28 protein-coding genes are annotated in these 26,328 nt (G+C 34.8%); 8 read left to right on the forward strand and 20 right to left on the reverse strand.

The features are described 5' to 3' along the window. Window positions 1-257 precede the first annotated feature (257 nt). From A3EM_RS0129925 to A3EM_RS0129945, 5 genes are all read right to left on the reverse strand, one after another. On the reverse strand, window positions 258-638 hold the full coding sequence (locus A3EM_RS0129925) for a hypothetical protein (RefSeq protein ID WP_020531939.1): 381 nt from the start codon (window positions 636-638) through the stop codon (window positions 258-260). Window positions 639-641: 3 nt separating this feature from the next. Further along, window positions 642-1,430, reverse strand: coding sequence for a hypothetical protein (locus tag A3EM_RS0129930; protein WP_020531940.1), 789 nt, complete (start codon window positions 1,428-1,430; stop codon window positions 642-644). Between the two features lie 39 nt (window positions 1,431-1,469). Beyond that, a complete protein-coding gene (locus tag A3EM_RS0129935) occupies window positions 1,470-1,733 on the reverse strand; it encodes a hypothetical protein (RefSeq protein WP_020531941.1) in 264 nt (87 codons plus the stop codon). 110 nt (window positions 1,734-1,843) lie between these two features. Next, on the reverse strand, window positions 1,844-2,590 hold the full coding sequence (locus A3EM_RS0129940) for a LytR/AlgR family response regulator transcription factor (protein WP_020531942.1): 747 nt from the start codon (window positions 2,588-2,590) through the stop codon (window positions 1,844-1,846). Window positions 2,591-2,599: 9 nt separating this feature from the next. Continuing rightward, window positions 2,600-3,481, reverse strand: coding sequence for a sensor histidine kinase (locus A3EM_RS0129945; protein WP_020531943.1), 882 nt, complete (start codon window positions 3,479-3,481; stop codon window positions 2,600-2,602). An 888-nt stretch (window positions 3,482-4,369) separates the two neighbouring features. Here A3EM_RS0129945 and A3EM_RS0129950 point away from each other — a divergent pair. Beyond that, entirely contained in the window at window positions 4,370-4,987 is a 618-nt protein-coding gene (locus A3EM_RS0129950; RefSeq protein ID WP_020531944.1) for a DapH/DapD/GlmU-related protein, read from the forward strand. A gap of 781 nt (window positions 4,988-5,768) precedes the next feature. On the opposite strand, the gene A3EM_RS0129960 is transcribed toward A3EM_RS0129950, so the two are convergent. The 8 genes from A3EM_RS0129960 to A3EM_RS44040 all read right to left on the reverse strand — a co-directional run bounded on the left by A3EM_RS0129960 (window position 5,769) and on the right by A3EM_RS44040 (window position 12,375). After that, on the reverse strand, window positions 5,769-6,500 hold the full coding sequence (locus tag A3EM_RS0129960) for a class I SAM-dependent methyltransferase (RefSeq protein ID WP_020531945.1): 732 nt from the start codon (window positions 6,498-6,500) through the stop codon (window positions 5,769-5,771). Between the two features lie 16 nt (window positions 6,501-6,516). Further along, window positions 6,517-7,425, reverse strand: coding sequence for a M43 family zinc metalloprotease (locus tag A3EM_RS0129965; RefSeq protein WP_020531946.1), 909 nt, complete (start codon window positions 7,423-7,425; stop codon window positions 6,517-6,519). A 43-nt stretch (window positions 7,426-7,468) separates the two neighbouring features. Continuing rightward, window positions 7,469-8,017: a DUF5946 family protein gene (locus A3EM_RS0129970; RefSeq protein WP_020531947.1), complete on the reverse strand. Its 549-nt coding sequence runs from the start codon at window positions 8,015-8,017 to the stop codon at window positions 7,469-7,471. A 14-nt stretch (window positions 8,018-8,031) separates the two neighbouring features. Beyond that, window positions 8,032-8,463 (reverse strand): ester cyclase, encoded by a 432-nt coding sequence (locus A3EM_RS0129975; protein WP_020531948.1) that lies wholly within the window; start codon window positions 8,461-8,463, stop codon window positions 8,032-8,034. After that, complete coding sequence (locus A3EM_RS0129980) at window positions 8,447-9,301, reverse strand: alpha/beta fold hydrolase (protein ID WP_157638170.1); 855 nt, start codon at window positions 9,299-9,301, stop codon at window positions 8,447-8,449. The genes A3EM_RS0129975 and A3EM_RS0129980 overlap by 17 nt, the downstream gene beginning before the upstream one ends. Before the next feature lie 4 nt (window positions 9,302-9,305). Then, window positions 9,306-10,061: a sterol desaturase family protein gene (locus A3EM_RS0129985; RefSeq protein WP_026210668.1), complete on the reverse strand. Its 756-nt coding sequence runs from the start codon at window positions 10,059-10,061 to the stop codon at window positions 9,306-9,308. A gap of 56 nt (window positions 10,062-10,117) precedes the next feature. After that, window positions 10,118-11,866: a tetratricopeptide repeat protein gene (locus A3EM_RS0129990; protein ID WP_020531951.1), complete on the reverse strand. Its 1,749-nt coding sequence runs from the start codon at window positions 11,864-11,866 to the stop codon at window positions 10,118-10,120. A gap of 248 nt (window positions 11,867-12,114) precedes the next feature. After that, window positions 12,115-12,375, reverse strand: coding sequence for a hypothetical protein (locus A3EM_RS44040; protein WP_020531952.1), 261 nt, complete (start codon window positions 12,373-12,375; stop codon window positions 12,115-12,117). A gap of 588 nt (window positions 12,376-12,963) precedes the next feature. Between A3EM_RS44040 and A3EM_RS0130005 the strand changes: the two genes are divergently transcribed. The 4 genes from A3EM_RS0130005 (at window position 12,964) to A3EM_RS0130020 (ending at window position 17,349) form a co-directional block, all read left to right on the forward strand. Beyond that, window positions 12,964-15,597, forward strand: a complete 2,634-nt coding sequence (locus A3EM_RS0130005; protein ID WP_211212028.1) for a PAS domain S-box protein — start codon at window positions 12,964-12,966, stop codon at window positions 15,595-15,597. Next, window positions 15,594-16,145: a PAS domain-containing protein gene (locus tag A3EM_RS0130010; RefSeq protein WP_157638172.1), complete on the forward strand. Its 552-nt coding sequence runs from the start codon at window positions 15,594-15,596 to the stop codon at window positions 16,143-16,145. The genes A3EM_RS0130005 and A3EM_RS0130010 overlap by 4 nt, the downstream gene beginning before the upstream one ends. Continuing rightward, window positions 16,117-16,494 carry a response regulator gene (locus tag A3EM_RS0130015; RefSeq protein WP_020531956.1) on the forward strand — a complete coding sequence of 126 codons (378 nt, stop codon included), beginning with the start codon at window positions 16,117-16,119 and terminating at the stop codon, window positions 16,492-16,494. The genes A3EM_RS0130010 and A3EM_RS0130015 overlap by 29 nt, the downstream gene beginning before the upstream one ends. 147 nt (window positions 16,495-16,641) lie before the next feature. Continuing rightward, window positions 16,642-17,349, forward strand: coding sequence for a class I SAM-dependent methyltransferase (locus tag A3EM_RS0130020; RefSeq protein WP_020531957.1), 708 nt, complete (start codon window positions 16,642-16,644; stop codon window positions 17,347-17,349). 504 nt (window positions 17,350-17,853) lie between these two features. Here A3EM_RS0130020 and A3EM_RS0130030 read toward each other — a convergent pair. From A3EM_RS0130030 to tnpA, 7 genes are all read right to left on the reverse strand, one after another. Beyond that, window positions 17,854-18,648, reverse strand: coding sequence for a penicillin-binding transpeptidase domain-containing protein (locus A3EM_RS0130030; protein WP_020531959.1), 795 nt, complete (start codon window positions 18,646-18,648; stop codon window positions 17,854-17,856). Window positions 18,649-18,902: 254 nt separating this feature from the next. Then, window positions 18,903-19,553, reverse strand: a complete 651-nt coding sequence (locus A3EM_RS0130035; RefSeq protein ID WP_020531960.1) for a class I SAM-dependent methyltransferase — start codon at window positions 19,551-19,553, stop codon at window positions 18,903-18,905. Beyond that, window positions 19,546-19,737, reverse strand: a complete 192-nt coding sequence (locus A3EM_RS48090; RefSeq protein ID WP_020531961.1) for a hypothetical protein — start codon at window positions 19,735-19,737, stop codon at window positions 19,546-19,548. Before A3EM_RS48090 ends, A3EM_RS0130035 begins: the two co-directional genes overlap by 8 nt. Before the next feature lie 67 nt (window positions 19,738-19,804). Next, window positions 19,805-20,923, reverse strand: a complete 1,119-nt coding sequence (locus tag A3EM_RS0130045; RefSeq protein WP_020531962.1) for an epoxide hydrolase family protein — start codon at window positions 20,921-20,923, stop codon at window positions 19,805-19,807. Between the two features lie 112 nt (window positions 20,924-21,035). Further along, window positions 21,036-21,572, reverse strand: a complete 537-nt coding sequence (locus A3EM_RS0130050; RefSeq protein ID WP_020531963.1) for a DUF1697 domain-containing protein — start codon at window positions 21,570-21,572, stop codon at window positions 21,036-21,038. 64 nt (window positions 21,573-21,636) lie between these two features. After that, complete coding sequence (locus A3EM_RS0130055; RefSeq protein ID WP_020531964.1) at window positions 21,637-22,482, reverse strand: helix-turn-helix domain-containing protein; 846 nt, start codon at window positions 22,480-22,482, stop codon at window positions 21,637-21,639. Window positions 22,483-22,721: 239 nt separating this feature from the next. After that, window positions 22,722-22,970, reverse strand: coding sequence for an IS66 family insertion sequence element accessory protein TnpA (tnpA, locus tag A3EM_RS47790; protein WP_157638173.1), 249 nt, complete (start codon window positions 22,968-22,970; stop codon window positions 22,722-22,724). A 937-nt stretch (window positions 22,971-23,907) separates the two neighbouring features. On the opposite strand from tnpA, the gene A3EM_RS0130075 reads away from it, so the two are divergent. From A3EM_RS0130075 to A3EM_RS0130090, 3 genes are all read left to right on the forward strand, one after another. After that, the gene (locus A3EM_RS0130075; RefSeq protein WP_020531968.1) at window positions 23,908-24,192 is read left to right on the forward strand and encodes a DUF6958 family protein; all 285 of its coding nucleotides are present in this window, start codon (window positions 23,908-23,910) and stop codon (window positions 24,190-24,192) included. A 448-nt stretch (window positions 24,193-24,640) separates the two neighbouring features. Beyond that, window positions 24,641-25,561: a hypothetical protein gene (locus A3EM_RS0130085; RefSeq protein ID WP_020531970.1), complete on the forward strand. Its 921-nt coding sequence runs from the start codon at window positions 24,641-24,643 to the stop codon at window positions 25,559-25,561. Window positions 25,562-25,813: 252 nt separating this feature from the next. Beyond that, on the forward strand, window positions 25,814-26,328 hold a 515-nt coding region (locus A3EM_RS0130090), incomplete at its 3' end, for an SDR family NAD(P)-dependent oxidoreductase (protein WP_020531971.1).

The raw sequence follows: 26,328 nt of genomic DNA on the forward strand, positions 1-26,328 counted from the left end.
TGCGGCTGATACCCAGGGTTTTTCCGATTTTACGGTTACTCAACCCATCTAAATGTAGCGTAATAATTTGTTTTAAATCCATAGGATCAAGTTTATTTGCCATATCACTGTCTTTTTTTTCAGCGATATAACACATTATACCTGATCTTTTAAAGTGGCACAGTTTAATCCGAAACCGATGGCACAACTTAATCCGAAAATGGCACAGTTTGAACCGAAATTACTGGCACGGTTCACTCCGTTTTTACTGGCACTGTTTAATCCGGTTTATCCAACGAAGGAAGAATTAAAGAGATGAGGTAATTATAAACCAGCCAACATGGTAAAATGCTTATAGCAAAAAATAGTAAAGTTTTTTTCAATCTCCTTTTAATTGAAAGACTCCATAAAAAAACAAAAAAAAATAATACTTCAAAAAGTGGATATGCTTGATATAAAAATTGACTTACAAGATTGAGTATATTTGATTCATTTTGATATTCATATTGATACCATCCTAAAGCATCAGTAAAAAAACCGAATACTAAGAAAAATAAAAAAAGCCGTATATTAATACTGGCTTTTTTAAATACCCATAAGTTAAGGATTATAGGTAAAAGAATTGAAAAAGTAGAAATAACTGCAAATGTATATTTCATTTTTTAATCCTCACCTGGAGGCCAAGATTTTTGTAAAATATAAGGACCTGTGCTTTTAGCTTCAGTATCATTTCGAGGCACCATATTTTTTTTATTTGCATCTACTCCTACTAATATTACACGAATTTTGTTTTGATCCTTGGTTTTATCATATCCGAAATAATATCTTATATACTCTAAATTAGGTTGTTCAAGAAAGTCGTCAACATCATTATATTTCTCATTTTCAAACACCCCAAAAGGGGTATCATTATATTTTTCCCCACTAGGTTCTTTTGGTCCACTATTATGAAAGTCAAGTCTTAGTTTTAAAACTTTTCCCACCTCAGTATTGCTATCTCCTCTTTCAATTAGGTCAGGAAAAGCTTCTTGCATCCTTTCTGGACCATGTTCTACTAAAAGCTTTTCAATATCTTTATCAAGATCAGAATTATATCTATAAATATCAAATGGTCTTGATAATAATTTAAAATCTGGTCGTTGTAGCTCTTCAGAACCGAGAATTATCCAATCAGATACCTCAAAAGATAAGAAAAACATAGTATCCCGAATATTTGATGCTAGTTCCCAACAGAACCAAGCGACTAGTCCTTCATAAGGCCCAGATTCATTTAAAATTTTTATCTTTTCTCTAGCAATATCACGTTGCTTAATTAGTAAATCTTTTTTAATCGTACCTCCAATTATATTAGGTACTATTGACGGCCCGCCAATTTTAATAAACTCATCAACATAATCTTGAACGAACTTAGTCGCTTCACTTAACGTAATTTTAAAAGGTGAATTTGACATTCTTTTATTATTTATAGTTATCAAAAATTTATTTTCTAATTAAGTATTAAACTGAAAACTGTTAACATCTTCTCCAGATTTCCCTATGATTTTATGTAATTGAAATTCAGCATAGCGAGGAGATGAAATACTAATTCTAAAAGAACTTCCAACCTCTCCTTTCACTAGCCATGAAAAAACATAGTATTGATTGTCCTCAATTTTTTCTTCAATTTTTCCATTATCCAATGGTATCACTTTATCATTCAATTTTATCTCAATATCTCCTTTTTCAATAAAAGTACTAATTACAAACTTTGCCATAAAACCTAATAGCTTTATGCTAACCTAGGTTCTTAAAACTATTAATACTACCCTGTATTTGTATTTGGCACATAGCAATTAGATTATGGTTGTTCTGTATTGGAATTTGGTTACAACTTAATATTACTAAAAAGCCTCAAAAACTCGTCTTTTCTTCTTCTGGAAATATTTACTTTAAACCCACCTTCCATTATAACCGTTCCACCATCTTCCTTCAAATATTCTTTTACATAGTTTAGATTAATTAATGAAGTGTTATGTACTCTCAAAAATGAAAAATCCTTTAATATATTTTCACAAGCTTTCAATGTTTTTGACACTAAAATTTTTCTGCCATTTTTTAGGAAAAAGGTAGTATAATTATTGTCAGACTCACACCTAATAATTTCATTAATCAATACAATGACAAACCCCATTTGAGTAGGTAACGCTATTCTAGCTGAATCAAGATTTTCATTAAGACTTTGCATATTTTTCATTAAAAAACCAATATCGTCAAAGCCTGCTTTTTTATTTAGCTTCAATATTGCAGTCTTTAATTCTTCTATATCAATTGGCTTCAACAAATAGTCAATCGCTGCTAATCTGAAAGCTTTTACTGCATACTTTTCAAATGAAGTAGTAAAGATGATATCAAAATCTCTTTTTTTAAGTCGGTCTAATAATTCAAAACAAGTATTTTCACCAAGAATAACATCTAAAAAAACTAAATCAGGTTTTGTTCTATTTATTAATGTAATCCCACTATCGATGTCTCCTGCATTACCTACGTATTCAATATGTTTAAAATGCTGATAAAGCATATCTTGTAATAACTCTTGTTGATGCTTTTCATCTTCTAATATTATTGCCTTCATAATGTATTTCTATTCATATGGTATTGTTAAATCTATTCTTTTGCCTTTGGGCTTGTTTTGATCATCAAATATATCATGCATTTGAAATGTATATGTGCTGTTGTGAGTTCTTTGAAGTAAATTGAGCCTTTGTTTTATTAAATCTAAACCCATAGATTTAGTTTTAAAATTATCAATAAACTTCTTATTCTGTGTCTTTTTCTTACCATTATCTTCTATGGAACAAGTTAGTATATCATTATGTGCAGAAAATGAAATAGCTATAAATCCATTCTTTACATTAGACAATCCATGCCAAATAGAATTTTCAACAAATGGTTGAATTAATAATGGGGGAATATGAAAATCATCTACATTTATATTCTGAGTACTAAGCTCGTAACTGAAAGAATTATTTAACCTTAACTGCTCCATTTGAATATATAATTCTAGAGCCCTTAAATCTTCAGCCATAGGCACCATTGAATAAGTCGAGTTCTCTAAGACTAGTCTGATTAACCTAGAAAATTTGACTAAATAGTTTTCAGCTAAATTTGATTCATTCTTATGAATAAAATGTTGAATAGAATTGAGACAGTTAAAAATGAAATGTGGATTAATTTGAGATCGAAGCGCTTTCATCTCAAGATGAGACTTTTCCAATTTTAATTGTAACTGGACTTCTCTAAAATAAATCTCTCGCTTTTGGCGGTATAAGACAAATACAATAAATGAAAATGCTACAACGACTGGGATAAGTGCAACAAAAGTTGCTATATAAATGTGTTCAGACTGTTCAATGGCTAGTGAAGCCGATTTAATTTGTATTAAATTAAACTCAATAAAATCAAGTCTAATGTCTTCTAAATAAGAAAATAAAAAAGCACCCTTCAATAAAATTACACTTTTCAACTAAATCTCTTTGTTAGTTATAAAAATCTTTAATTAGCATAACAAATTGCTAGCTATATACAATTTTGGAAGTTACCTATAATTTATTAGCAGTACAAATGTTTATGTTTAAATTGTAGCTTACCATACAATTTTTGCCTTTCCCAAATAAACTTTAAAGTGTTATGTAATTCCGTTCATCACATATCTGTCTACTATACAACAAATGGCATTAGGTTTATTTAATAAAAAATGTACTAATAAAACCATTGTACTAAAAATAACCCTGAAACTACTTTTAAAAGCCTTAGTATTGTACTTATTTCAGCATTAGTAAAAATTAGCAAATTAAGAATTATTTTTAAAAAGGATTTTTAGTCAAATTCTTTAGTTCCAAAAAAATAATCTCATCAAAGAATCAAAATTAGATTTTGATATTATGCTACTTTTTTAAACACAAAAACACTCAAATTAAATGCAAAGCTTAAATAAGAAATAATTGTGTTATTTTAATAAAAATTATAATTATTTCAATAATACAATTGTGATGATAAATTCATTTATGTTAAGTAGAATATGGGGTTTCTAACCGCTTGTTTAAATTTAAATTAGAAGATTTAATTCCAACCTTTATTAAACCGGATCGTGCTATCCATATTAAAAAGCCTCTGGTGCTTTATCAAAAAGTAAAATTCGTTTAACAGAGAAAGATTTTGATTTACAGGTGTCTTAAGAAAAAAACTCTTTTTCTTTTAATCTGCTAGAATGTAAAATTCCCATTAAGTATGGCTTGTTGATAGTTTGTATATTTATTAGTTTAAAAGTATACCACTTTTCGCATCTAAATACATGGATGGTGATTAGCATTAATCAAAATTAAAGTTTTCATTCGTTAAAATATAGTTTCAAATGGAGAATAATATATACATTGAGGATTTCATTTCAGCTCTTCCAGAGCTCCTGATTATTGAGCAAAATCTGACACCTTGGGAATTAACAAGTAAACTAAACAAAATCATAGAACAAATACTTCCTAGACTCGGAACGGAGTATAAAATTACAGATGGAATAGCAATTCACAAATCCATAGTTGTAGAAAACGGAGTTACATTTAAAAGACCATTTATAGCAATGGGAAACTGTTTTATCGGGGCAAATGCGTATTTTAGAGAAGGAGTAATTTTGGGCAAATCAGTAAAAATAGGTCCAAGTTCTGAAATAAAAAGCAGCATTATTTGTGCTAAAACAGCGATAGCACATTTAAATTATATCGGGAATAGCATAATCGGACAAAACGTTAATTTCGAGGCTGGCTCTATTGCTGCAAACCATTATAATGAAAAAAAGGATAAAAGAATTCGAGTAAAATATAAAAATAAAGTAATTGATACAGGCATTGAAAAGTTTGGAGGATTAATAGGTGATAATTCTAGAATAGGTGCAAATGCTGTTTTGTCACCAGGAACAATTCTTGAAAAAGGGTCAATTGTAAAAAGGTTGGAATTAATCCAACAAATACCCGACTAGTGCCAATATAGTCTTACAGTTTTAGACCAGATAAATGAATTAGCACAAGTTCAAGGAATTAGATTATTTTAATAATGATTTTACGATTTACAATTAAGTTTTTTGAAGGCATTGACTGCACTAGTAATTTTTGTGATAGGTTTATTACTTATGGACGAGAAACTATTTTAACTGGTGATCCTGTAGAGCAGGAAAAAAGAATCAAATACACGACACTTATCACCAATGCTATTATGCTTCATAATGTAGCTGATCTTACGGGGACGCCCAGTCAAAACTCATCATTCAACTCAAACAAAAAGATTATACAATCACAAAGGAAATGCAAAAACAACTCCTATATAAAAAGCCCTGCATCCCTGCAAGGCTTCTTATTTTTCATTTTTATTTAATATAATACTTCTAATTTCATTCTTTTATCTTACCTGAAGGTTAATATTTAGTGTTTTACAGCATCCTGGCTTAAACTCCTTTTACTTTAATATTATGGCAAAATGCTTTATTAAAATCAATATCGGACAAGGCTTATTTAAGAGAATTCCTACAGGTATTTATTTTTCTTTGTTTGTAATTTTTTAAAAAATGTGATATGATTTTTATTCCATTAAGGATTGCAACAAAAAACAAAGGCGATTTTAAAATGTAAATTGTGATTTTTTCTTCGTCCAAGATTTCTCCATTATGTACAAAAAGTAATTTGCTTTTTCTGTAAAGAAAAATTGCTATTTATGAAAAATTCTCGAAGATAGAGAAGGTTTCGTTTTTAATCAATCCATTTTTTTTATTTCTCACCAATCAAATAATCCATCCCCTGAATCTTTTGATGGAAGACAACTCCCATGCTTGCTTTTTCAAGGGTTGTAACTACATTTTCAGGATTAAGCCGGATTTTCTCATAGGTATTTACTTTTTGTACCCAACCATGGTCAGTATTTTCATGAAACAGATCAGATACTAGCACTTTGTTTGAGCCAAACTCTAACAGACAATTATGGATTCTTGTATCATCACATCGCACAGGAATAACTCTATTTGTCCCTTTTGGTTCCTTGGTATAATCCCGAAATGAAAGGAGCATCTTTCCACCCCTTTCTAAAAGATTACAACAATTTGTGAGGAGTTTTTTTACCTCCTCAACACTTCCTAGGTGTGTAAGGGTATCTCCGGCACAAACGACCAATTCCGGATCCAATTCGGGAACCAGGTGATGAATATTCCGTATATCAGCTTCAATACACTCAATATCCATGTTACCTGATTTTTCAGATAATTCCGTCAACAATTTTCTACTAAAATCAATGGCCTTTACAGCAAATCCAGCCTGTGCTAATGGAATCGTGTGTAAACCACTTCCGGCTCCCAGGTCTATACAAACTCTCGACCTTTTTGGAGCAAGATCTTGCAATTCGATTAATTTCCGGAGGAAATCCTGTTTCTGCTTTAAATCCCCTAGAGACCAGGTGTAGTATTTTGCCAGGTGGTGTTCATAATGCTGTTTGGCAGAAGTTTTCATTTCCACTCTTTATTAATCATTTCTTTTCCCATAATGCCCTTCTACCCAGATGATTTTCAAGCACATACCGCATTCGATAAGCTTGATCGTTGGTGAAAATATTCATTACCTCATCGTGCGTATAATTCATATAATTTTGGATCATGACTGCTTCTCCATTGCAGCCTGCCTGTGGATGTTTACCAAAAACAAAATAATCCACCGCAGGGGTATCTTCACAGTAATCATTTAAATCGCAATTTTTAGCTCCCCAAGGATGTAAAAGTCCCAGATAGTGCCCCATTTCGTGGGTAAGGGTTCGTCCAAATCTGGCGTGACAGTTGATCTCAGATTCTCCAAAATGATTCCAGTTGATCAAAATCCCCTCCGGTTCACCAGGAGCTGGCAAACTCAGGTGTTCTGTTCCTGGTAAGTCAGTTTTTGGTCCGGTGGCTTCTCCTAACGCAATACACATCATTGAATCGTCCAGTGGTATAGTCCAAACGTTAATGTATTGGTTAGACGGCCAATAGTCATACTCAGCAAAGCGTTTCGGAGAATATCCAAATGAGGGCTCCTCCATTCTTGAAATGTCTAAACGGTTAATTCCATTAGTTTTAGAACCATTCGGAGTCTTATCAGCCAAGACAAATTCAATCATGGTATCAGCACCATCTGAATGGTCATTGTATCCTCTTGTGTCCGGTTTTTTTCTAAAGTCCTCATTCAGGGTTTCAATTTGACGTAAGATCCGCTCATCCGACAAATTGGGCCCCTCCCCTACTGGTTCACCATGATGAAGCACATGGACCACAATAGGTAGTTTGTAAATTCTGTTATCAGGGGTTTCCCTCGGTATATTTTCATCCGGTTCCATATCCAGCTCTTCCTGGCAAGAAAACAAAAGCATCAGAAAAATAATAGATATATAGATTTGAGTTTTCATTAAATTTTAATTGAGAAAAGTTAAAAAAATCATTCCCACTTTTTCATTCATATTGCTTCAAGTATTTGGCCCAAAAGTTTTTGCCAATAAATGCCACCACAGCATGATACTCACACCAGGCATGATAGACTTCTTTAGCCCATGCTTTGATCATCTCCTTACATGAATTTTCATCGGTACTTCGGTCTAAAATATCAGTGGTAGTTATTGCTCCTCGGCTTAAAACCCCTGGCGGATTAAACACTTCATGCTTATTTTGGATCTTGTATTTATTGAGGTGATCACTCAATTTTGGCGACAACTCATATTTCCATTTCACCTGATGATGTAATACAAGATGTAGCCTGGTCAGGTGAAAATGGTTGTTCCACCTTCCATGTAGCTCAGGGTGCTGCAGGGTATGGGCATCTACCGCTAAGAAGCGGTAGAGATGATTTTCCATCCGGGAATAATCAATATGGTGAAATCCCAAATTAAAAATTTCCACACATTCGTGAACACCTCTTTTTGTGGCCGCTCCACAAAACTGACAATGCCCTGTACCCTGAAGCACTACACCATGCTTCTTTGCGAAGTCTATATAATCCTGCATTGTTGTTATTTCTTTTAGTCTTTGTGATGAAGTGGTTTAAAATGACCCAGTTGAATTAATCCGTTCAGCTGATCGTACTCCGCCCATATTTCAGTAATTTTTTCATTCCTGACTTTGAAGAAACACTGGAAATACGCATCCAAAACCTTTCCGGAGGGAGGATATTTGCCCAGTTTTCCCAGCTGGGTTCCACGGAAATGGATACGGGCAGCCACCAGCTCCCCCTCTTCCACCATAAAAATTACGGTTTCCTTTAAATCGGGAAAAGCCGTCACTTCTTCCTTATGAAAATCGATCAGTTGCTGGCTATTAGTCACCGTCTGCATTCCGAAGGTACTCGAATGCCTGATTACATTTTCATGCAGCAGTGTGTTTACCTTTGCCCAATTTTGTTCATTGGTGGCAGCTACAAATGCTAAAACGAGCGGCTTATTTGATTTTGACATGATTTGAGTGTTTTAAGAATTGCCTTACCTTTTTTGAAAATACCTGATGAGTCAATTCATCTGCTCCCATAAACTGCCATACCGGAGCATGCCCTTGTTCAGGAATTACCCACAGCTGAGCATTGGGAAGTGCGTTATACATTTCTGCGATAGTTTCCATGGAATAAAACGAGTCTCTATCTCCAAAGATCAAGAGTATGGGCAAATCAATTTCGCCAAGTTGCTCCCTTATCAAAGGTGAGCTGTTTTCTGCAAATTTCCGAATATCTGAAAAAATACCCTGTATTTGCTCCATGTTATCACGATGTATTTTGCGGTAAAAATTCTGTAAATCTACATCAGCTTTTTCAAATGAATCCTCTAAAAGAATGGCTTGCATGGTAGAATCAAGACGGTGTGCACCACTGATCAGTACCATGGCTTTTATAAGGTCGGGCTGCTGTCTGGCGATTGACATAAGGGTAATGGCTCCATAGCTATGACCAATAGCCTTTACCTGTTTAATTTGGAGCTTTTCCAGCGCCTTTATCGTCAATTGTGTCCAGTGGTCAAAGTTAAATTCCTTACCGGTTCTTTCTGACTTACCATGACCCGGAAAGTCAAGTGCTATGACTGTGTATTGCTCAGCAAATTTATCAAAATATTCAGTCCATTGGTCGCTTGACAAGGTAAATCCATGCAGTAATAATAAGTAAGGGCCTCGCCCGCCTTTCCTGTAATGAAATTGCACTCCATCAACAGTTACAAAGTTTCCTCCTGTTACTTTCAGAGAATGCTTTTCCTGAACATAAAGAGTTGAGATCATAATTATCAATATCAATAATTTAAGTTTTATCATATAGTTATTTGTTTTTGGGTTTGGATACATCTTTCATCACCAACATGTCCAGCACCCTTGTGGAAGCCCCATCGTAAAATCCGGTTTCCCTTACATGATTTTTAGGGTTTTTGAATGTCCCGAAGAGGATGTCATAAATAGGAAAATCTGAATAATTGTACCGATGCTGCCCCCTTCCATGGTGCAGGCTGTGTGATTCCGGTCTCTGAATAAGATAACCAAGCCAAACAGGGGTTTTGATGTTTGAGTGTTGGAAGAGGCTCAAAAAAGTAAGGAATAAAAGCCCAATGGTAGTGGCTTTGGCAAAAAGTCCAAGCAACAGAACAAAGCTTACACTACCAATCAGAGTAAACATAATAGTATCCCATGGGCCAGTATAAAATGCACTGGGGATATCAAGTCGTTCAGGACTGTGATGCATCTGATGAAAAAACCTCCACAAGGGATCAAATTTGTGAATGGCCCTGTGCCAAAAATAGAGAATGCCTTGATAAATAGTTACTCCAAGGAAGGCTCCGGTTATTGGGTGTATACCCGATAAATTGACTACCTGATACTTCGCCAGATGATGATCTACCAATAGAGGTAAAATGCTTGCAAGGGTAAAGTTGACAAAGAAAAAAATAATTCCTCTTAGCTTCCAATACTTCATTTTGGGGAGAGGTTTAGCTGGAGCAATAGTCTCCCAAATCCATAACCCCAGGTACATGTAAAAGAGAACGATCAGGGGATCGAATAATAATTCTACAAGTGTTTGCATATTTCAGAGTTTTTTACCCTGCTATGCGTAAGATTGAATCTTACAATGTAAGATGATTAAAAATCCCAATTAATCTTTTTTTCTGGCTTATAACTACAGAAATTCCCAGTTTTGATGGAGGAGGATAAATGTCTATATAGTTCGGGGTGAACACTTTCTATTTTCTTGAGTGCACTTTTAATTCTTTGAGTAACAGCCGATCGGGCTTTGTCTGTTGTGGACCCCTTGATCCTGATCCTTCCTTTTTTATCAATTGAAGAACTGATATACCTTGATAGCTGATCATACTCTTCTTTTAACGCTTCCGTCTGATCTGTTTCCTGATCAATCGCATCTATCAATGCCGCTTCAATTTCCTCTAATCTTTTTTTAACACTGAGCAAAGCTTCTTTATCTATGAGCTCCATGGAAGTCTGCCTTATTTTACCACCTAAGAGTTCTTCTGCCTTTATTTCTTCTCCGGCATATTGCATTAATTGGACGATGTCTGCCATACCTTTGTTTTGGGGCAAATGGGCATCTTTCCCTAAATATCGCACTTTCCAGATATGTTCCTCCTGTTTAAAAAAATTAGCATTGGAAATTTCATTTTCCTGGGTGTTGGGAGCATTTAAATTCTTTTCCTCCATCAAATAATCCCAAAAAGGCTGGAATACCGATGTATAACGGAAGGGGTTCAACTCGATCATCCATTGTAAAGCTTCATTTTCCAAGTTTTCATTATCCCTGCTGATTCGGGAGGAAAAATTATTTAGGTATTGCTGCCAATACCATTTTGATTGCTCTAAATCCCCCAGGAAATAATAAGAAGCAGCTAAAATTACTGGAAAATCTACCCAACCTTCCTTGAGAAATCGTTCTCCTGTCTTGATACTCTTTTTAAAATCCTTTTTCTCGAAATATATAAAAGCTCCAGTTGGATGATATTTTTCTTCCCGATCAGGGTTTAAAATCAGTGATTTTTTATACAGGGTTTCCGCTTCTTCCAGATATTGGAGGTAAATGAAGGCTCCGGCTATTTGAATCAGATTAAAAGGGTCGCTCGAGTTTAACTTTAAAGCTTTTCTCAGATAAGTTTCACTTTCATAAAATGAATGCTCAAAAAGTAAAACTTTACCTAAAATCATATTCGCCATATAGTTTTCAGCATCTACCTCCAGGGCTTTCACAGCCCATTCTTTGGCTCCCTTTTGGCTTAACTCCCACCTGTCCCAAATTTGGCAGCTCCATTCATTGAAAAAGGATAATGACATACCCGAATAGGCCAGTCCATAATGAGGATCAATTTCCAGTGCCTTAGCAAAATAGGTCCTGGCTTCATTATCGGAGGTGATAGTACCTTTTCGGAGTTCCTCCATGCCATAAAGCCAATACTCATATGCCTTAAAATCGATCACTTTTCTTTTCTTAAAACGAGCAAGTAAATCTAAATCAAGCTGTTGCTGAAGAGAGGCCACCAGATTGCCCAGCAGCTCCTGCTGCACCTGTTGGATGGAGGTAATGTTATCGGTATTCCTATACGACCAAATAATCGCACCGTCCGCAAGTCTGGTCAGATGAACATTCAGATTAATTTCTTCTCCTAATTGAGTTAAAGAACCCTGCACCAAATAATCACCTATCTTTTGAAGATCAATAGATGTGGAAAATATTTGACTATCCTTGATTAGAAACTGCTTAAACTGCGAAAGTTCGGTAAGGAGGTCAGAAGTAATTGCTTTACCAAAAATGGGCAGGTAGTCGCCATTGCCCAAACATTCGAGAGGTTGAATTATGATAACTATATTTTCTTTGTCAGAAGCCAATTAAAATGTTTTCGGTTTTCAAATACAAAGAAACGATTTAGCTTTTTTTTAACAAATATTTTTGGAATGGTTAATGGCACGGTGCACTTAACCCATTCTTGCTAGTTTTTTCGGACTTTATACTTTTGTGTAAGACTATTTTGCATTAGTCATTGGCTTGTAAGGCGCCTAATTCTTCTAGTGTCATGGAATTTTTTGTCTAAGTCAATAATTAATTTAATCTTTTTTTATCTCAGACAGATGTCGGTTTACATCCTCTCTTCAATTGCAGCCGTTCGATGACCTGCATTCTTTAAATAATCTTCATTTTGGGCAAATTCCATAAACTTCTTTACGGATTGATGCTTTGCCAATAAAACCGCATCCCATTTTTCGGTTTCAGGTCCAATTAAAAAGTCTCTCCCATTTCCAAAATAGATAATTTTGCTTCCAGCTTTTGCAACTGTGGCAAAGTACACCGTAATGGCTACTTTGATAATGATTGACCCTGTTAAAAACACAATATTCATTTGCTACTTGCTATAATCAAGCAACCTGTACGTGCACGCTATGCTCATCAACAGATTGTCGTATATCACCCCATAAATTGCCGTATTCGACACAGACAGATTGTATGGTGAGCAGCTATTTTTGGAACATTGAATTCGAATCGTTTATTAGATGAATAGTATCCACCAGACCAAACATTTTCTCTTCTACACTCATTTTTAGTTTTTTATTCAAAACTATTTCCCTAAATCAGCTTTTCAAATATGTCCTTGGTGCGGTCGATTGTATATACAGGGGTTTTATATTTTTTACCTAAAAACACATAAATATTCCTATTTCACTGCCTCACATTTTTCAATAATTATGGAAAGGTTTTCTAATTTTACTGGGGCAAGAATTTTCCTGAGTTCGATGACCGAGGCTCTGGCCAATTGTATTCGAGTTTTTTTCCTTCATACTTTTTGTAAAACATTTAATTTTATACTGCTTCTATTCTAATGTGTCTCAACTTAAAAATAAGGTAAGGATGGCTTTCCTTCATTTTTTTGTCATGTACTGAGAATTTTTTTAAATTAGGTAGAAAGTATTTGGAAAGATGTTATAACCGCTTGTATTCGAATATTCTAGACACCGATTCTGATCATTACCATCAAGAACAAACAATTTTTGACCTCACACCATTTCCCATGTGGATATTTGACCTGGAAACCTTCCGGTTCCTGGCGGTCAATAAAGAGGCAATTCTGCAATATGGCTATAGCGAGGAGGAGTTCCTTAATATGACAATTAAAGACATCCGGCCAAAGGAAGATATACCCAAACTTGAAAAAGCAGTGAAGAAAGCTCTCACACGCAAAGAAGTTTACAAGGAAAGTTTATATAGACAAAAGAAACGGGATGGAAGCATTATGTATGTTCAGATCAAAAGCAATCTGATATATTACCATGGTAAAAAAGCCGAAATCGTAACTGCAATCGATCTAACTAATCGCTATAAAAGGGAACAAAAAATTGAGGCCCAAAAAGAATACCTGAAGGCAATTGGTGTCATAAGCCAAATGCTTCTTAAAACAAGCAATTGGTCCCAATCACTCCATGAATGCTTTAAAATTATCGGTGATACCATAAATGTAGACCGTATTTATTTTTTTCAAAACAACCTACGACAACAAACAACCTCTCAAAAGATAGAATGGTCTCGTAACCATATCTATCCCCAAATTGATAATCAAGAACTCCAGGACATTCCCTTTTCCCAGTTTCCATTATTCATGGAACCACTCAAAAATCGACAACCTTTTGAAGCCATTGTAAACGAACTTCCTCCCTCATCTACCAGGGAAATATTAAAACACCAGGAAATCTGGTCTATTTTGGTACTACCTATCTGGATTAAAGATGACTTTGCCGGATTTATCGGTTTTGACGATTGTCATCGGGAACGGAAGTTTACGGAAGATGAATTTCAACTATTATATTCTTTGACATCCAATCTTGGTTATGTCATCAAAGAGCAGGAGGCTTACCAGGAACTTTCCTTTAATGAAGCCAGATTTAAGGCATTGATTCAAAACAGTAAAGACTTGTTAGCGATCATCGATGATAAAGGGAACTATAAATTTATCGCTCCAGCTTCCAAAACAGTGTTGGGAGTCTCGCCTGATGAGTTTTTGGGAAAGAATGCTTTTGATTTTGTTTATAATGAGGATGCACCTCGATTGAAACAGCAATTGGATGAACTTTTGAAATCAGAATACATTTCCAGTGAACCTTATCGCTTTCTAGATGGTAATGGAAATTGGCGATGGCTCAAAACAGAATCTTCGAATCACCTTAAAACACCCTTCATCGAAGGAATAGTTACCAACACACATGAAGTCACCTCAGAAGTGAAAAAACAAAAGGTGGATGAATTAAGGGTTTCTTTAACCCAGGCCGTAGGACAACCAGGTACACTTTTATCCTGTTTGGATGAAGCTTTGAATATACTGTTAAATCTCCCTGAAATTGCAGTAAGCGAAATTTGGTTGGTTTCAAATGATGAAACAAGGTTGGATTTATTTTCAATTGTATGCAGAGAAGGGAGCCTAAGTAGTTTTTGCCAAACCTCTAAAGATGTGAACTCCTTGGTAATGGGCGATGGTCTACCTGGCCTGGTTTGGAAGGATGATAAAACTGTTGTAATGAAGGATTTATCCAGTAATGAACGCTTTTGTCGTCCGGAAGCTGCCAGAGAAGCTGGGCTCCATACAGGTATTGGATTACCTTTAAAATACAATAACGAATTCCTGGGCTGTATTACCTGTTTTTCTCAATACATTAGACACAAAAATTCAGAGGTAGTTAGTCTGCTCACCGAAGTCAGCCAGCAGTTGGGGGCTGTCATAAAACAGAAAATCACAGAAGTTGAATACAGGAGTTTTTTTAACATCTCCCCGGATCCACATTGTATTGTGGGGTTTGATGGCTTTATCAAGAAGTTTAACAAAGCCTTTGTTAATCTGCTGGGATATGGCGAAAACGAAATAGTTACCACCCCAATTTTCCAATTAATCCATAAAGATGATCAGAAAGAAGCGATGGAAAGATTACAAGCTTCCATTAAACAAGCTTCCATTAAAGGTGTGTCTCCCCGATCCTTTGAAGCAAGATTTCTAACCCGAAGTGGGCATATCCGGTGGTTAATTTGGACTGGCACTATCGTTCCGGAATCAAAAATATTTGTGGCTGTTGCCAAAGATATTACAGAGCAAAAATTAGCCGAACAGGAATTTCGGATGGCATACGACAGGCTCGTCACGGCACAAAAAATTGCCAAATTGGGATATTGGGTCAGGGAAGTTGATTCCGAGGCGTCATATTGGAGTGACGAAACCTATAAAATTTACGAATATTCACCCCGGGAATTTACCCCGACTATGGAAAATATAGCAAAAACATTCCATCCCGATGACCGCTATCTAATAGAAATTAACCCTATAAAACGGCTGGAACCTGGAAAAGTTAAAAGTTACGAACACCGAATTATTACGGGCACCGGTAAAATGAAATGGTTACATCAGGAAATCAGACTGGTAACCGATGATCAGGGCAACCCAGTTAGGATTGAAGGTGCATTACAGGATATTACGGAAAGAAAGGAGCATGAAGAACAATTATCCATAAGTAATGAAAGATTTAACTTGCCATGCTGGCCAGTAACGAAATTATTTGGGAAATCGATCATCAAAAACAAAAGATGATAAGGGGAAAGGGATATGGGCATGGTTTTACTTATGGCACCGGAGAAGATTTTTCTATTGACAATTCTCTGTTTTTAAAAATTCACCCAGAGGATAGGGACGAAGTGTGGAACTCATTAAATAAGGCCCATCAGGATAAACAAACGAATTCCTGGGAAGCAGAGTACAGGCTCCTCTTATCTGATGGATCGATCGCTTATTTTATTGACCGATGTCAAATACTCAGGGATGAAAAAGGAGAACCTCTTCGTACAGTGGGCTCTGCCCTTGATGTTACTACTTCTCGCCAGCAACTGGAACGTATCAAAGAACAGAACAAAATCCTTCGGGAGATTGGATGGTTGCAATCCCACGTGATCCGCGCACCTCTTTCCAGAATCATGAGCCTGATATTCCTTGCTAATAACCTTGGTGGGGGTGGCAAATCCAAAGACGAAATTATGCAACTGATCACAGAATCAGCCAATGAGTTAGATGAAGTAATCCGGCAAATAACAGATAAAACTAATTTGATAAAAGATGAAGATAGAAGAGATCTTATTGATTGATGACGACCCAGTTATCAATTTCATTAATAAAAAGGTAGTTAAAACCGAATTCCCCCACCATCCGGTGGTTATTCTGGAAAATGGCTTGAAGGGTGTAGAATATATCCGGCAGAACCCCCAGAAATTCTACCTGATATTTTTAGACCTGAATATGCCAGTGATGAATGGTTGGCAATTTCTGGAAACAATTACGGAGGACAAAAATCAATACCGATTAAATATTCACATCCTCACCTCTTCCATTGATCTGAGGGACGAAACGAAAGCAAAAGAGAACGAATTGGTTCTCTCTTATCTTACGAAGCCATTAAAATCGAAAATTCTTACGGAAATAAAACTAGGTTTGTAACCAATGGAGCATCCAGCCTGAAAGAGGATAGCCTTTGTTGTTATTTTCGCATATCGGCTTACAGGAATATTCAGGATCTTTCTACAATTAAATCCAATTTTTTATTTAGATTTAATCTCTAGGTTTTAAGAAAGAATACTAATTATTGTGAATAATAATTATCAAATGAACTGGCAATACAATGAATTTAAACAAATAGGGAAAGATTATTCTCAAAAAGAAGAAGTAGAAGTTTATGAAAAAACACACTCACAGTTCCGAGACCTTTATCGGGAATGCCTGGATTTAATTAATAACCTAAATATTTCAGATAATGATATCTTAGTAGATTTTGGTTCAGGAACAGGTGTTTTTGCGATTGAGGCAGCTAAAATATGTAAAAAAGTGTACGCTGTTGATATCTCCTTGGAAATGCTTGAATATTCCCAACGAAAAGCGCAAAAGGAATCTCTCACCAATATTGAATTTGTACATTCTGGCTTTTTAAATTTCACAAAGCAAACAAATTCTGTGGATTTTGTAACCTCAACTTTTTCCTTTCACCATCTTCCTGATTTCTGGAAAAAGATTGCTCTTAAGAATATCAGTAATTTTCTTAAACCTGGAGGGAAGCTTTATATAAAAGATGTGGTTATTCAGGATAATGAACCCTTGAATAACATTGCTAAATTTATCAGAAAACAAACCAAGCTTGGAGGTAATTTTCTAAAAGAAGATGCCGAACTTCACTTTAAGGAAGAATTTTCAACCTATGACTGGATAATCGAATCTATGTTGAAAAAGACAAATTTTGAAATTTTAAATAAGGAAATGGAAATTGGCCTAATAGCTTCTTATACCTGTAAAAAGAAATAATAACCAAAAGTTTAAGCCTGAATTGGGTGCTCTAAATTTCTTCAGGCTCCCATCTCCATGATTTTCATCAAGATACAGATGGACAACCGGCCATACATTTGTGGTAGGTGAATTGTAAACTTTTCATTATAATTTTCTACAATCATTATTATCCAATAAACACCCCGAAATGAGGAATTGGCATCACAAACCATATAACATTATGAAAAAGCTAATACCCACCTATTAATTTTACCCTTAAACTGGATTTTTCAAAGTTCTATAAAATTATCTAATAGCATCAGCCTTTGCAAGTTATTCGGCAGTATCAAAAGTAAGGAAGAACTGGACCCTCCGAAATAGCCATCAACCCCCTACGAATGGCTCAAACATACCCTAGAAAATATTGTGCAAACCAAGATCCAAAATATCAAACCCCTTTATCCGTAGAATTTTAAATCACAATAATGCTGTTGATGGCGTGGGTACATAACAATAGTGTTAGTTGAAATAAATGATTTGCTTTCATTGATTATTGATTATTTGGGATAGTATATTGTTGGTAATATTTTTACGAGCACTTAAAAAATGAGGGTTCTTGTCTTCAATACTCTTTGTTAGCCTGGTAGCGAAGAAGTAAACATTGCTGTCAGATTCCAGATAACCCACCCACCAGCCTATATCCTTGCCTGCGTGTCGAGTCCATCCCGTTTTACCACGTAGGATTTTACTCTCCGTAACTTCTGAAATCATTATTTCTTTTACCTTGTTAATAATAGTGTCCGAAAATGGGAGGTTGTTCTCATACAGCTTGATAAGGAATTCTATTTGGTTACTCGGAGAGATTGCAAAGTCTCCATAATTCCAGAAGTCAGTTCCTTTTTCCGTGAGTATACCATTGCCATAGTTGCATTTGTCCAGGATGGTGATGTATTTATCCCTTCCAACTCTATTGGCTACTTCTTCATAAACCCACACTGTGGAGTTTTTATATGCGGTTTTTAGGTCTGTATCCTTGTTCCAAACATCAATTACATTTCCAAAATGGGATTTTGGTTTACCATCCCATTTGAAAACTTCATTTTCATCCTGTACCGCGTTATACTCTAGAGCAATTAGTGAATTGGGTATTTTGAAAGTCGATGCCGGAAGGGTTTCAATATTGGCATCTTTTCCATCTGAGTAATACCACTTTTTGCTATTATAATCAAACACTGCGGTACTACCTGTTATTTGTAAACTATCAAAATGTTTTTGAAAATTTTGACCTGATAAATATAAGGGCGCAAACACAAAAAGAAGTAAGGTAATCTTCAACATTATTTGTTAATTTTTATTGATGAGAAATACACCCGAAGATAAAGAGAATCTGTTAAGGGATTACTTTAGGTATCATCAATGCCATACCTTGAGGAAACATAAAATGACCCATTGCCGTAAATAAGAGCATTGCTGACATTCCTATTCTTGCCACTTTTCAAAATTTTATTGTATCATTGATCAGTCTTAAAACCAAAAGCGAGATAACTGATGTAAGAAGTAATATAATTAAAGGTTTCATTTTTTTCTTTGTTTTATATGCTCTTTTTTTGAAGTAGCAAGGTTAAAATTCTAGGAATGTTACTTCTATTTCCATCCTCAAAATACTCTTCTATTTTTAGAATATTAAAATCATATTTACTTGCACTTCTGGTGTAATCAGAAATATGGTGTGTAAAGCAAGTGACGGTTTGAAAACCTTCATCCGTTTCGAATTTTGCTTTACTTCCGTTGTATTGTTTGAAAGGATGTAATTCACCTATATAAACATATCCCATTTCAGCAACTACTTGATTGAGTTTCTCAAATATTTGCTCCAAGTCTTCAACGTGTTCCAGAATTAGACTAAATATAGTCAGGTCGAACTTTCCGTTATTAACAAAACTCCACTCTTTGGTAATGTCGGCTTGAATAAAAGTCACTTTTTCAGATTGTATTTTGTCTTTTGCAACAGACAACATTTTTTCTGAAAAGTCTACAGCTACAATTTTATCGGTCTTAGATATAAGCCAAACCGTATTCTTACCTGTTCCACAACCAACCTCTAAACAGTTATTAAAATCTAAATTTTGAAGTGTTTCGCGAAGAGAAACAGACTCCAAGTCTCTTGTTTTATTTATATTGGAGTCATATTGTGCTGCCCACATATTGTAAGCAGTTTTTATATTTTGTTTTTCGTCATTCATATTCCATTTTAAAAAAATAGAGTTTTTGATTAATTGCATTTGCTGATTCAATTCTCAAGATTTTATCACAATCTTCCAAATCAAAATTCACATTATAATCAGGGAATTGTTTTCTAAAATCAATTAGAATTTTTTTCGCTGTTTCTTCTTTAGTTACGTTTGTTTTATATATCTCTACTACCATTAAATTAATTTATAAAACTGAGCTTCTGTTGAGAACAGTAGTTCAATTCTGAGAAATCAGTATTAGATCAAACCTTTCTGAAAAAATCAAATAGCTCTTTACTGAACAATTCGGGAGAACTCATAGCTGCAAAATGACTTCCGCTATCCAGGACATTAAAACTTTTGGCAGTTACTTTTCTGTCTACCCATTCTTTGGGGAAAGGTGCTTCACCAGCAAAGAGAGACACCCCTGTAGGAACTTCAACTTTTTGGTCAGATTTCAGACCACCTTGCCACGTTGCTTTGGCTTGTTCAGCATAGATGTGAATGGAAGAATTTATAGTTTGGGTAACCCAATACACCATTATGTTGGTAATCAATTCATCTTTACTGTAATAGGAATCAAGATTTTCTGGGTAACCGGACCAGCCGTGAAACTTCTCAATAATCCAGGAAGCTAAGCCTACGGGTGAATCATTTAAAGCAAATCCTAATGTTTGAGGCTTGGTAGATTGCAACATATTGAAAGCGCCTTCTTTAAAAAACCATTGCTGAATGTATTGCCCAAATTCTTGTTCAGGTTGCGACATCTCAGCCCAATTTTCACTACCATTAGGATATCCTACATCGGTAAGGTGGATTGCCGAAATATTTTCAGGAAACTGAATGGCTAGTGATTTGCTAATGGTAGAGCCCATATCCCCACCTGCAGCAAAGTATTGCTGATAGCCTAATTTTTCAGTCATCAACTTGTTAAAAAGAATGGCAGTCTGGTCACTATTCATCGGTTTTTGTTCAGAAAAACCAAATCCGGGGATAGAAGGAATAATAAGGTCAAAAGCAAAACCATTTTCGTCTGGAGTATTAAGTTTAGGTATGACTTTTAAAAATCTGGTAAAACTATCAGGCCAGCCGTGAATCAACAGAAGCGGTTCGTTAACTGCTCCGTTTCCCTTTACGTGAAGAAAATGTAGGGTTGTTTCATCTACCATTGTTTTATAATGAGGGAACTGGTTTAGTTTGCCTTCTTCTTTTCTCCAATTATAATGGTTTAACCAGTGGTTTGTAAATGCTTTGAGGTAACTAGAGTCTGTACCTAGATTCCAACCGGTATCATCACCTGCATCAGCCCATCGGGTATTTTGTAATCTGGTTTTTAGGTCGTCCAATATTTCCTGTGGTACTTCAATTTTAAATGACTTCATTGTTTGTTTTTTTAATTATTAAGCAAACTTATTGTTCCCGAGAGAGGTTTCATTGTAAAAAAATTACCAATAAAGCTTAGAGTAGTCTGTAATAATTATAGCAAAATCCTGGTTATTTTATTTTTTCAATTACTCTTAATACCGTATTAATATTTCTTGTAGATGCGCTTTGACCAGTAAGTTTTTCTAAAAGTTTATTGGGACTTCCTGCACGTTTGTTTATCAATCTTGTTATACTAAATACATTTTTGGCTACTATTTTGAAAACCTCTAGATCCTGTCTTTTGGATTGTTTCGGCAGTTCAAAAATCGGGGTTTTGTCGAGAAAAGTAATGCAACGCTCGTGAATGTCGGAGGTGTTTTTTCCTTGAAAAGCTTCTAATAAATTCAATGCCTGCAATTCGTTCAACGATCGAATGAAAATAGGAGTTTCTCTACCTAGAATTAAAAATAATTCCTTTTCAACGTGTTGTTTTAAGTATGGAAGTTCGTTTTCTCTAAATTGAAACGACACATTACCTGTGGTAAAATGTGTAAAAACATTTAAGGCCCCATTTTTAACAAAACTATCCTTAAGATTTTCTTTAGTTAGACCTTGACGACCCTGCATTACATTTCTGATAAATGCGATATACGTTTTAGTATCCATGGTGTAATTACTGAATTCCTAGAACAAAGCTATTCTGCTCTATTTGGTCTTCATTGTAAAAAAATTACTTCCTAATCTCCTGGAAAGGTGGGTTGAAAACCATATCCGAAATTTCCTTATTATAATTATTTGCCTTCATTGCAATCAAATACTCGGTAGGTGTTAATCCCGTAATGGCTTTAAAATCTTTGCTGAGATGAGCTTGGTCAAAATACCCGTAGCGATTGAGTAATGCGAACCAATCTATTCGTCCTGTATGATGCTGCAATACTTTAATTACGTTTTGTAATCTTTTAACACGCTGAAAGTATTTTGGGGTAAATCCTGTGAGTTTTTTATGAAGGTGTATAAAGTGTTTTTGAGAGTATCCTGTTTTTTCAACAACCCAATCTAAAGGTTGATGTGCGTTTAAACTGGCAAACTCAATAACTTTCTGTTCAATCGAAAATTCGAAACTTTTTTTAAGAAAGTATCCTTCTATTGCCTTAAATGAATCAACAATACTCTTGCTATTGAGTACTTCTTGGTAACATGCTTTAAAACTATCACCTAATATTTCAATTGCCTCTATCCCTGCAAATGGAATGACATTTATTGGGGTTTTGGTTAGCATAAAGAAACCACCGGGTTTAAACCTTACACTAATTATTCTGGAGTTTTGGTTGTTCTTGTAGATTAAAGATTGTTTCTGAAAGCCTGTTATCCAAGCTTTTTTTATTTTATTGGGTTGCTTTTTAATACCTTCTGAATAAACATAATTTGTTGTATGTTCATTTAATTCAATTACTAAGTTTACACCTCCTTCGGGTAGTTCGTTTATGTGGGGCATATCAATGGTACCATTTACATAAACGATATGTTGAATGTAATCAGACAATAAGTTTTGAGGAGGGTGATATAAGATTTGCATTTTGTGTAATTGTGCTATTGAGTATCAGGTCTTACAAAAACCAAAGATTGTTACTATAATCTGGGATGTCGTTTCCTTCGAAATGGGGAGCTATTTTAGCTACCATTTCAGGGTATTTTACGATGACTGGTAAGTTCTGATGTAGCAATGATTTCCAATACATTCTACTGAATTGGCACACCTGATCAATTAGTTTTATTATTATCTTCCATTTTTGTCCATAAACATTTGATATTATTTCAATTTTTTTTTGCATAAGATGTTTTTGGTAGAATACAAAGATAATATATATTGGGAAGAACAAGTGCAGGAATAAACTTGGACTGATCTGCATCAGGAGATTTCAATTTGCGATAGCGTACCGACCAGTAAGCCAATACATGAACCGGAATATTTTGGTTTTTACCATACTCCTTCTGGGTAAGTCCACTGGACTGCAAGGGTTCTATGACGGGGAACATCTCTGCGGAATTACGAATCTTTTGCATCTTTCTTTTTGTTCACTAAATAAATCCCTTCATGTCAAAATTAAAAGGCTACTTCATCAGGTGGAAACCTATTGGGGCTTGGATTCGGAAAAAGCCCTGTGTAATTTCAATTATTTTCTTGCTTGTAGGAGTGGTTTTCTGATTGAGGTGATTTTGTTTAGAGTGGCATTTTATGTAGTTAATTTCTATTGTTTTCAAAAGCCAGGTTTGGCGGGATCGATTTGCAATTCTTTACCACTTTTCAAATCATTCCAGCACTTTTAGTAATTGACTTTTTTATATTGTTATATGGTTTAGTGGAGACATAACATTATTTTAGTTTTTGCTTAATTTTGTTACCTTTAAGTGTGTTTCAACATGCTTTATGAAATCATAGCTGGGGAGTAAAGAATCATAGCTTCGTGGATAGCTCGTCAATCCGTATGATTGACTTGCAGGTTAAAATTAATTTAGTAAGCAATCCTAAGGATTGCCTAATGACTAAACTGAAATTTAAAATCACAGTGCCTCATATGATGGCATTAGAGTGCATAAAAACAACCACAATTAAAAAGAAAATTTTAATAATAATTTTCCGGACTCTAATATTGTTTGGATGGAATGCGATTTATTGGATGGTATTTCTCTTTTTACCCAAGCTCTTTAAAAAATATTCAGAATCAGTCATTGAAAACCAATATTAAAAAAATGAATTGGAAGACGATGGGATTTATCATTGGATTTCCTGCAAGTAATTCCCCAGAGGGTAAAAAAGAATTTGGAACCAAACTTAAAGAAGTTCCAAGAATAACTTTTATAAGACCTATCAAAAAGGGTCAACCAAATTGTTGGAAATCTTAATTTTCATTCTCCATCTAATATTTTAACTATCAAACATTTGTGATTTCTTGGTTTGCTTGGACTATTATTCAGAATATACACTTTTAAAAAAAATACTATGAGTGAAGAACGAATTTTGACTATGCACCCGAAAGGAAAGAAGGGGGTTAATATACTTAAAAGAAGATATGATATTATCAAAGAATTTATACTAAAAACAGTCGAAGAATATGAAGAGATAACATATGATAAATTATCCGATTTAGCAGTTGAGAAATTGAGTGAAACTTTTGATGGTAAAGTGCTGTGGTATATTGTATCTGTAAAATTGGATTTAGAGGCAAGAGAAATAATTGAAAGGATACCAAAGACTAGTCCTCACAAATTGAGAATGAAAAAATAACGACACGCTAATAAGGGATCAAGTTCAGGTGTGTGGGGAATCCCACTGAATTTTTCCTGGTGTTGAAGAAACCTAATAGGGATTAGGTTCTGAATAGGCCTGGTGTAATTTCAGTTTTTTACTTGTTTGTTGGAACGCTTTTTAGGTGGGAGTGATTTTTTTGAGTTAATTTTTATTATTTGCAATAATCCGGTTTGGTGAGGTTAATCAATAATTCTTTGCCATTTTTCAAAGCATTCCAAAATTCGATAGGCTTTAGGCCTTTTTGTAGTTGACTTTTTCAAAATGTTATATGGTATAGAGGAATACATCATGGTATTATTTTGTTTTTTACCCAATTTTTCTACCTTTAGGTTCACTTCATCATTTGCTGAAAAATAATACCCTCCTCTGACAAGATGGGCACCCTTTTTAGCTTAGATCGTTTTATAAGAATTATAAAAGGCCTATGAAAAAATCAATTTTGACTTATCTGACCGTGATTTTAATATTGGGTTTAACTCCAATATTACAAGCTCAAGAGCCTTGGATTGATACCTCGATTCATGGTGGACTAATTGAGGTAAAAACGGATTACTCTTTTTCGACATTAGTTTCCAGTGATTCTTTGAATAATATAAGAAAAACACTAAAAAATTTAAATGATGCAAAATTGTATTTCGATAAAATTTTTGAAACCGATTTAGACTTTGCTGTTCTATTTATTGAAAATAGTAAGTGGAGGGAGCACTCATACTTTCCTCCCCCTGGCTTACCACAAGCCGGAAGAGGAAATGTAATACTAGGTTTAAATAAGTCAGTGGTATCGCAAGAAGCGGAAAAAATGATTACTCAATTACCTACAGAATATTGGAGTCTATTAAAACCTGTTTACGGGGAAAATATTGATTTGGACCTTTTTTATCGAGAGATATTAGCAATTCACGAATTGGCACATCTTTATCATTTTAAAGAAGGTACTCAACCTCAAAGAAAGTGGTTGCAAGAATTATTTGCTACAATGAGCATGTATTCATTTATCAAAGAAAAATCAAATTCTTCTTTTGACATAATGGATACCTATCCAGAATTTGTTTTACAATCTGGAGATAGAATGGCTACTTACAAAACACTTTTGGACTTTGAAGAAAAATATGTTCAAAAAATGACACCTCAAAATTATGAATGGTATCAAATGCAACTTTATAGTAATGCAAAGCAGATAATTGATTCCTGCAAAAATGATATTTTAATAAAACTTCGTGAATTTTTAGTTAACACAGATCTAACCAAAAACGAAAAACTTTCTGATACGGAATTAACCGTCCGATTAAAAAAAGAAGTTGGGAAAGAAATAGCTGATATTATGACAAATTGGAAATCACAATAAGGCTGTTGAAGGCATGAATACAATTTAAAAAGGGGTTTTCCGAATCGAATCCCCATTAGGTTTGCTCAATACAAGAAAAATTCAGTGGGATCCCCAGAACCCACCTGAATTTGATTTTTTATTATTAGCAGTTGTGTTTTTTTGTCGTTCGAACGATACTAAGATAATTACATAATTTATTTGGAATGTTCGTTCCGGAATTTATATCTTTACGGAACAAACATTCCAATTAGGAATATAAAAAATACAAAAATGGATAAATTAAAAGACAAAGTCGCTGTCGTTACTGGCGGTAGTGCAGGTATTGGTTTTGCAACAGCCAAAGAATTTGTTGCACAAGGGGCAAAGGTTGTCATAACAGGTCGCAATCAACAAACGATGGATGCTGCCGTGCAAGAATTAGGGAATGAAACCATAGGCATACGTTCTGATACTTCAAACTTGGAAGACATAGACCACCTTGTAAAACAAGTTAAATCTAAATTTGGCAATGTGGATGTACTATTTGTAAATGCCGGTGTTGCATTGCAAGAGCCAATTGGTCAGATCACAGAAGCCGCTTTTGAAGAAATAGTTAGCACTAATTTTAAAGGAGCTGTTTTTACTACCGAAAAGTTCATTCCGATTTTGAAAGACGGTGCCGCTATCATACACAACACCTCCGTTAGTGCGTTTACTTTTAGCGCAGGAACCGCAATTTACAGTGCAAGCAAAGCGGCTTTAACTGCATATAGTAAAACCGTATCTGTAGAATTAGCCCAAAGAAA

It is taken from the genome of Flexithrix dorotheae DSM 6795, assembly GCF_000379765.1.
GTDB classification, from domain to species: Bacteria; Bacteroidota; Bacteroidia; order Cytophagales; family Flammeovirgaceae; genus Flexithrix; species Flexithrix dorotheae.

Excerpts from the sequence above, each read along its gene's own strand:
- A3EM_RS0129925 (WP_020531939.1), bottom strand. The coding sequence starts at position 638 with ATGAAATATACATTTGCAGTTATTTCTACTTTTTCAATTCTTTTACCT.
- A3EM_RS0129930 (WP_020531940.1), bottom strand. The coding sequence starts at position 1,430 with ATGTCAAATTCACCTTTTAAAATTACGTTAAGTGAAGCGACTAAGTTC.
- A3EM_RS0129935 (WP_020531941.1), bottom strand. The coding sequence starts at position 1,733 with ATGGCAAAGTTTGTAATTAGTACTTTTATTGAAAAAGGAGATATTGAG.
- A3EM_RS0129940 (WP_020531942.1), bottom strand. The coding sequence starts at position 2,590 with ATGAAGGCAATAATATTAGAAGATGAAAAGCATCAACAAGAGTTATTA.
- A3EM_RS0129950 (WP_020531944.1), top strand. The coding sequence starts at position 4,370 with ATGGAGAATAATATATACATTGAGGATTTCATTTCAGCTCTTCCAGAG.
- A3EM_RS0129960 (WP_020531945.1), bottom strand. The coding sequence starts at position 6,500 with ATGAAAACTTCTGCCAAACAGCATTATGAACACCACCTGGCAAAATAC.
- A3EM_RS0129965 (WP_020531946.1), bottom strand. The coding sequence starts at position 7,425 with ATGAAAACTCAAATCTATATATCTATTATTTTTCTGATGCTTTTGTTT.
- A3EM_RS0129970 (WP_020531947.1), bottom strand. The coding sequence starts at position 8,017 with ATGCAGGATTATATAGACTTCGCAAAGAAGCATGGTGTAGTGCTTCAG.
- A3EM_RS0129975 (WP_020531948.1), bottom strand. The coding sequence starts at position 8,463 with ATGTCAAAATCAAATAAGCCGCTCGTTTTAGCATTTGTAGCTGCCACC.
- A3EM_RS0129980 (WP_157638170.1), bottom strand. The coding sequence starts at position 9,301 with ATGATAAAACTTAAATTATTGATATTGATAATTATGATCTCAACTCTT.
- A3EM_RS0129985 (WP_026210668.1), bottom strand. The coding sequence starts at position 10,061 with ATGCAAACACTTGTAGAATTATTATTCGATCCCCTGATCGTTCTCTTT.
- A3EM_RS44040 (WP_020531952.1), bottom strand. The coding sequence starts at position 12,375 with ATGAATATTGTGTTTTTAACAGGGTCAATCATTATCAAAGTAGCCATT.
- A3EM_RS0130010 (WP_157638172.1), top strand. The coding sequence starts at position 15,594 with ATGATAAGGGGAAAGGGATATGGGCATGGTTTTACTTATGGCACCGGA.
- A3EM_RS0130015 (WP_020531956.1), top strand. The coding sequence starts at position 16,117 with ATGAAGATAGAAGAGATCTTATTGATTGATGACGACCCAGTTATCAAT.
- A3EM_RS0130030 (WP_020531959.1), bottom strand. The coding sequence starts at position 18,648 with ATGTTGAAGATTACCTTACTTCTTTTTGTGTTTGCGCCCTTATATTTA.
- A3EM_RS0130035 (WP_020531960.1), bottom strand. The coding sequence starts at position 19,553 with ATGAATGACGAAAAACAAAATATAAAAACTGCTTACAATATGTGGGCA.
- A3EM_RS48090 (WP_020531961.1), bottom strand. The coding sequence starts at position 19,737 with ATGGTAGTAGAGATATATAAAACAAACGTAACTAAAGAAGAAACAGCG.
- A3EM_RS0130045 (WP_020531962.1), bottom strand. The coding sequence starts at position 20,923 with ATGAAGTCATTTAAAATTGAAGTACCACAGGAAATATTGGACGACCTA.
- A3EM_RS0130050 (WP_020531963.1), bottom strand. The coding sequence starts at position 21,572 with ATGGATACTAAAACGTATATCGCATTTATCAGAAATGTAATGCAGGGT.
- A3EM_RS0130055 (WP_020531964.1), bottom strand. The coding sequence starts at position 22,482 with ATGCAAATCTTATATCACCCTCCTCAAAACTTATTGTCTGATTACATT.
- tnpA (WP_157638173.1), bottom strand. The coding sequence starts at position 22,970 with ATGCAAAAGATTCGTAATTCCGCAGAGATGTTCCCCGTCATAGAACCC.
- A3EM_RS0130075 (WP_020531968.1), top strand. The coding sequence starts at position 23,908 with ATGAGTGAAGAACGAATTTTGACTATGCACCCGAAAGGAAAGAAGGGG.
- A3EM_RS0130085 (WP_020531970.1), top strand. The coding sequence starts at position 24,641 with ATGAAAAAATCAATTTTGACTTATCTGACCGTGATTTTAATATTGGGT.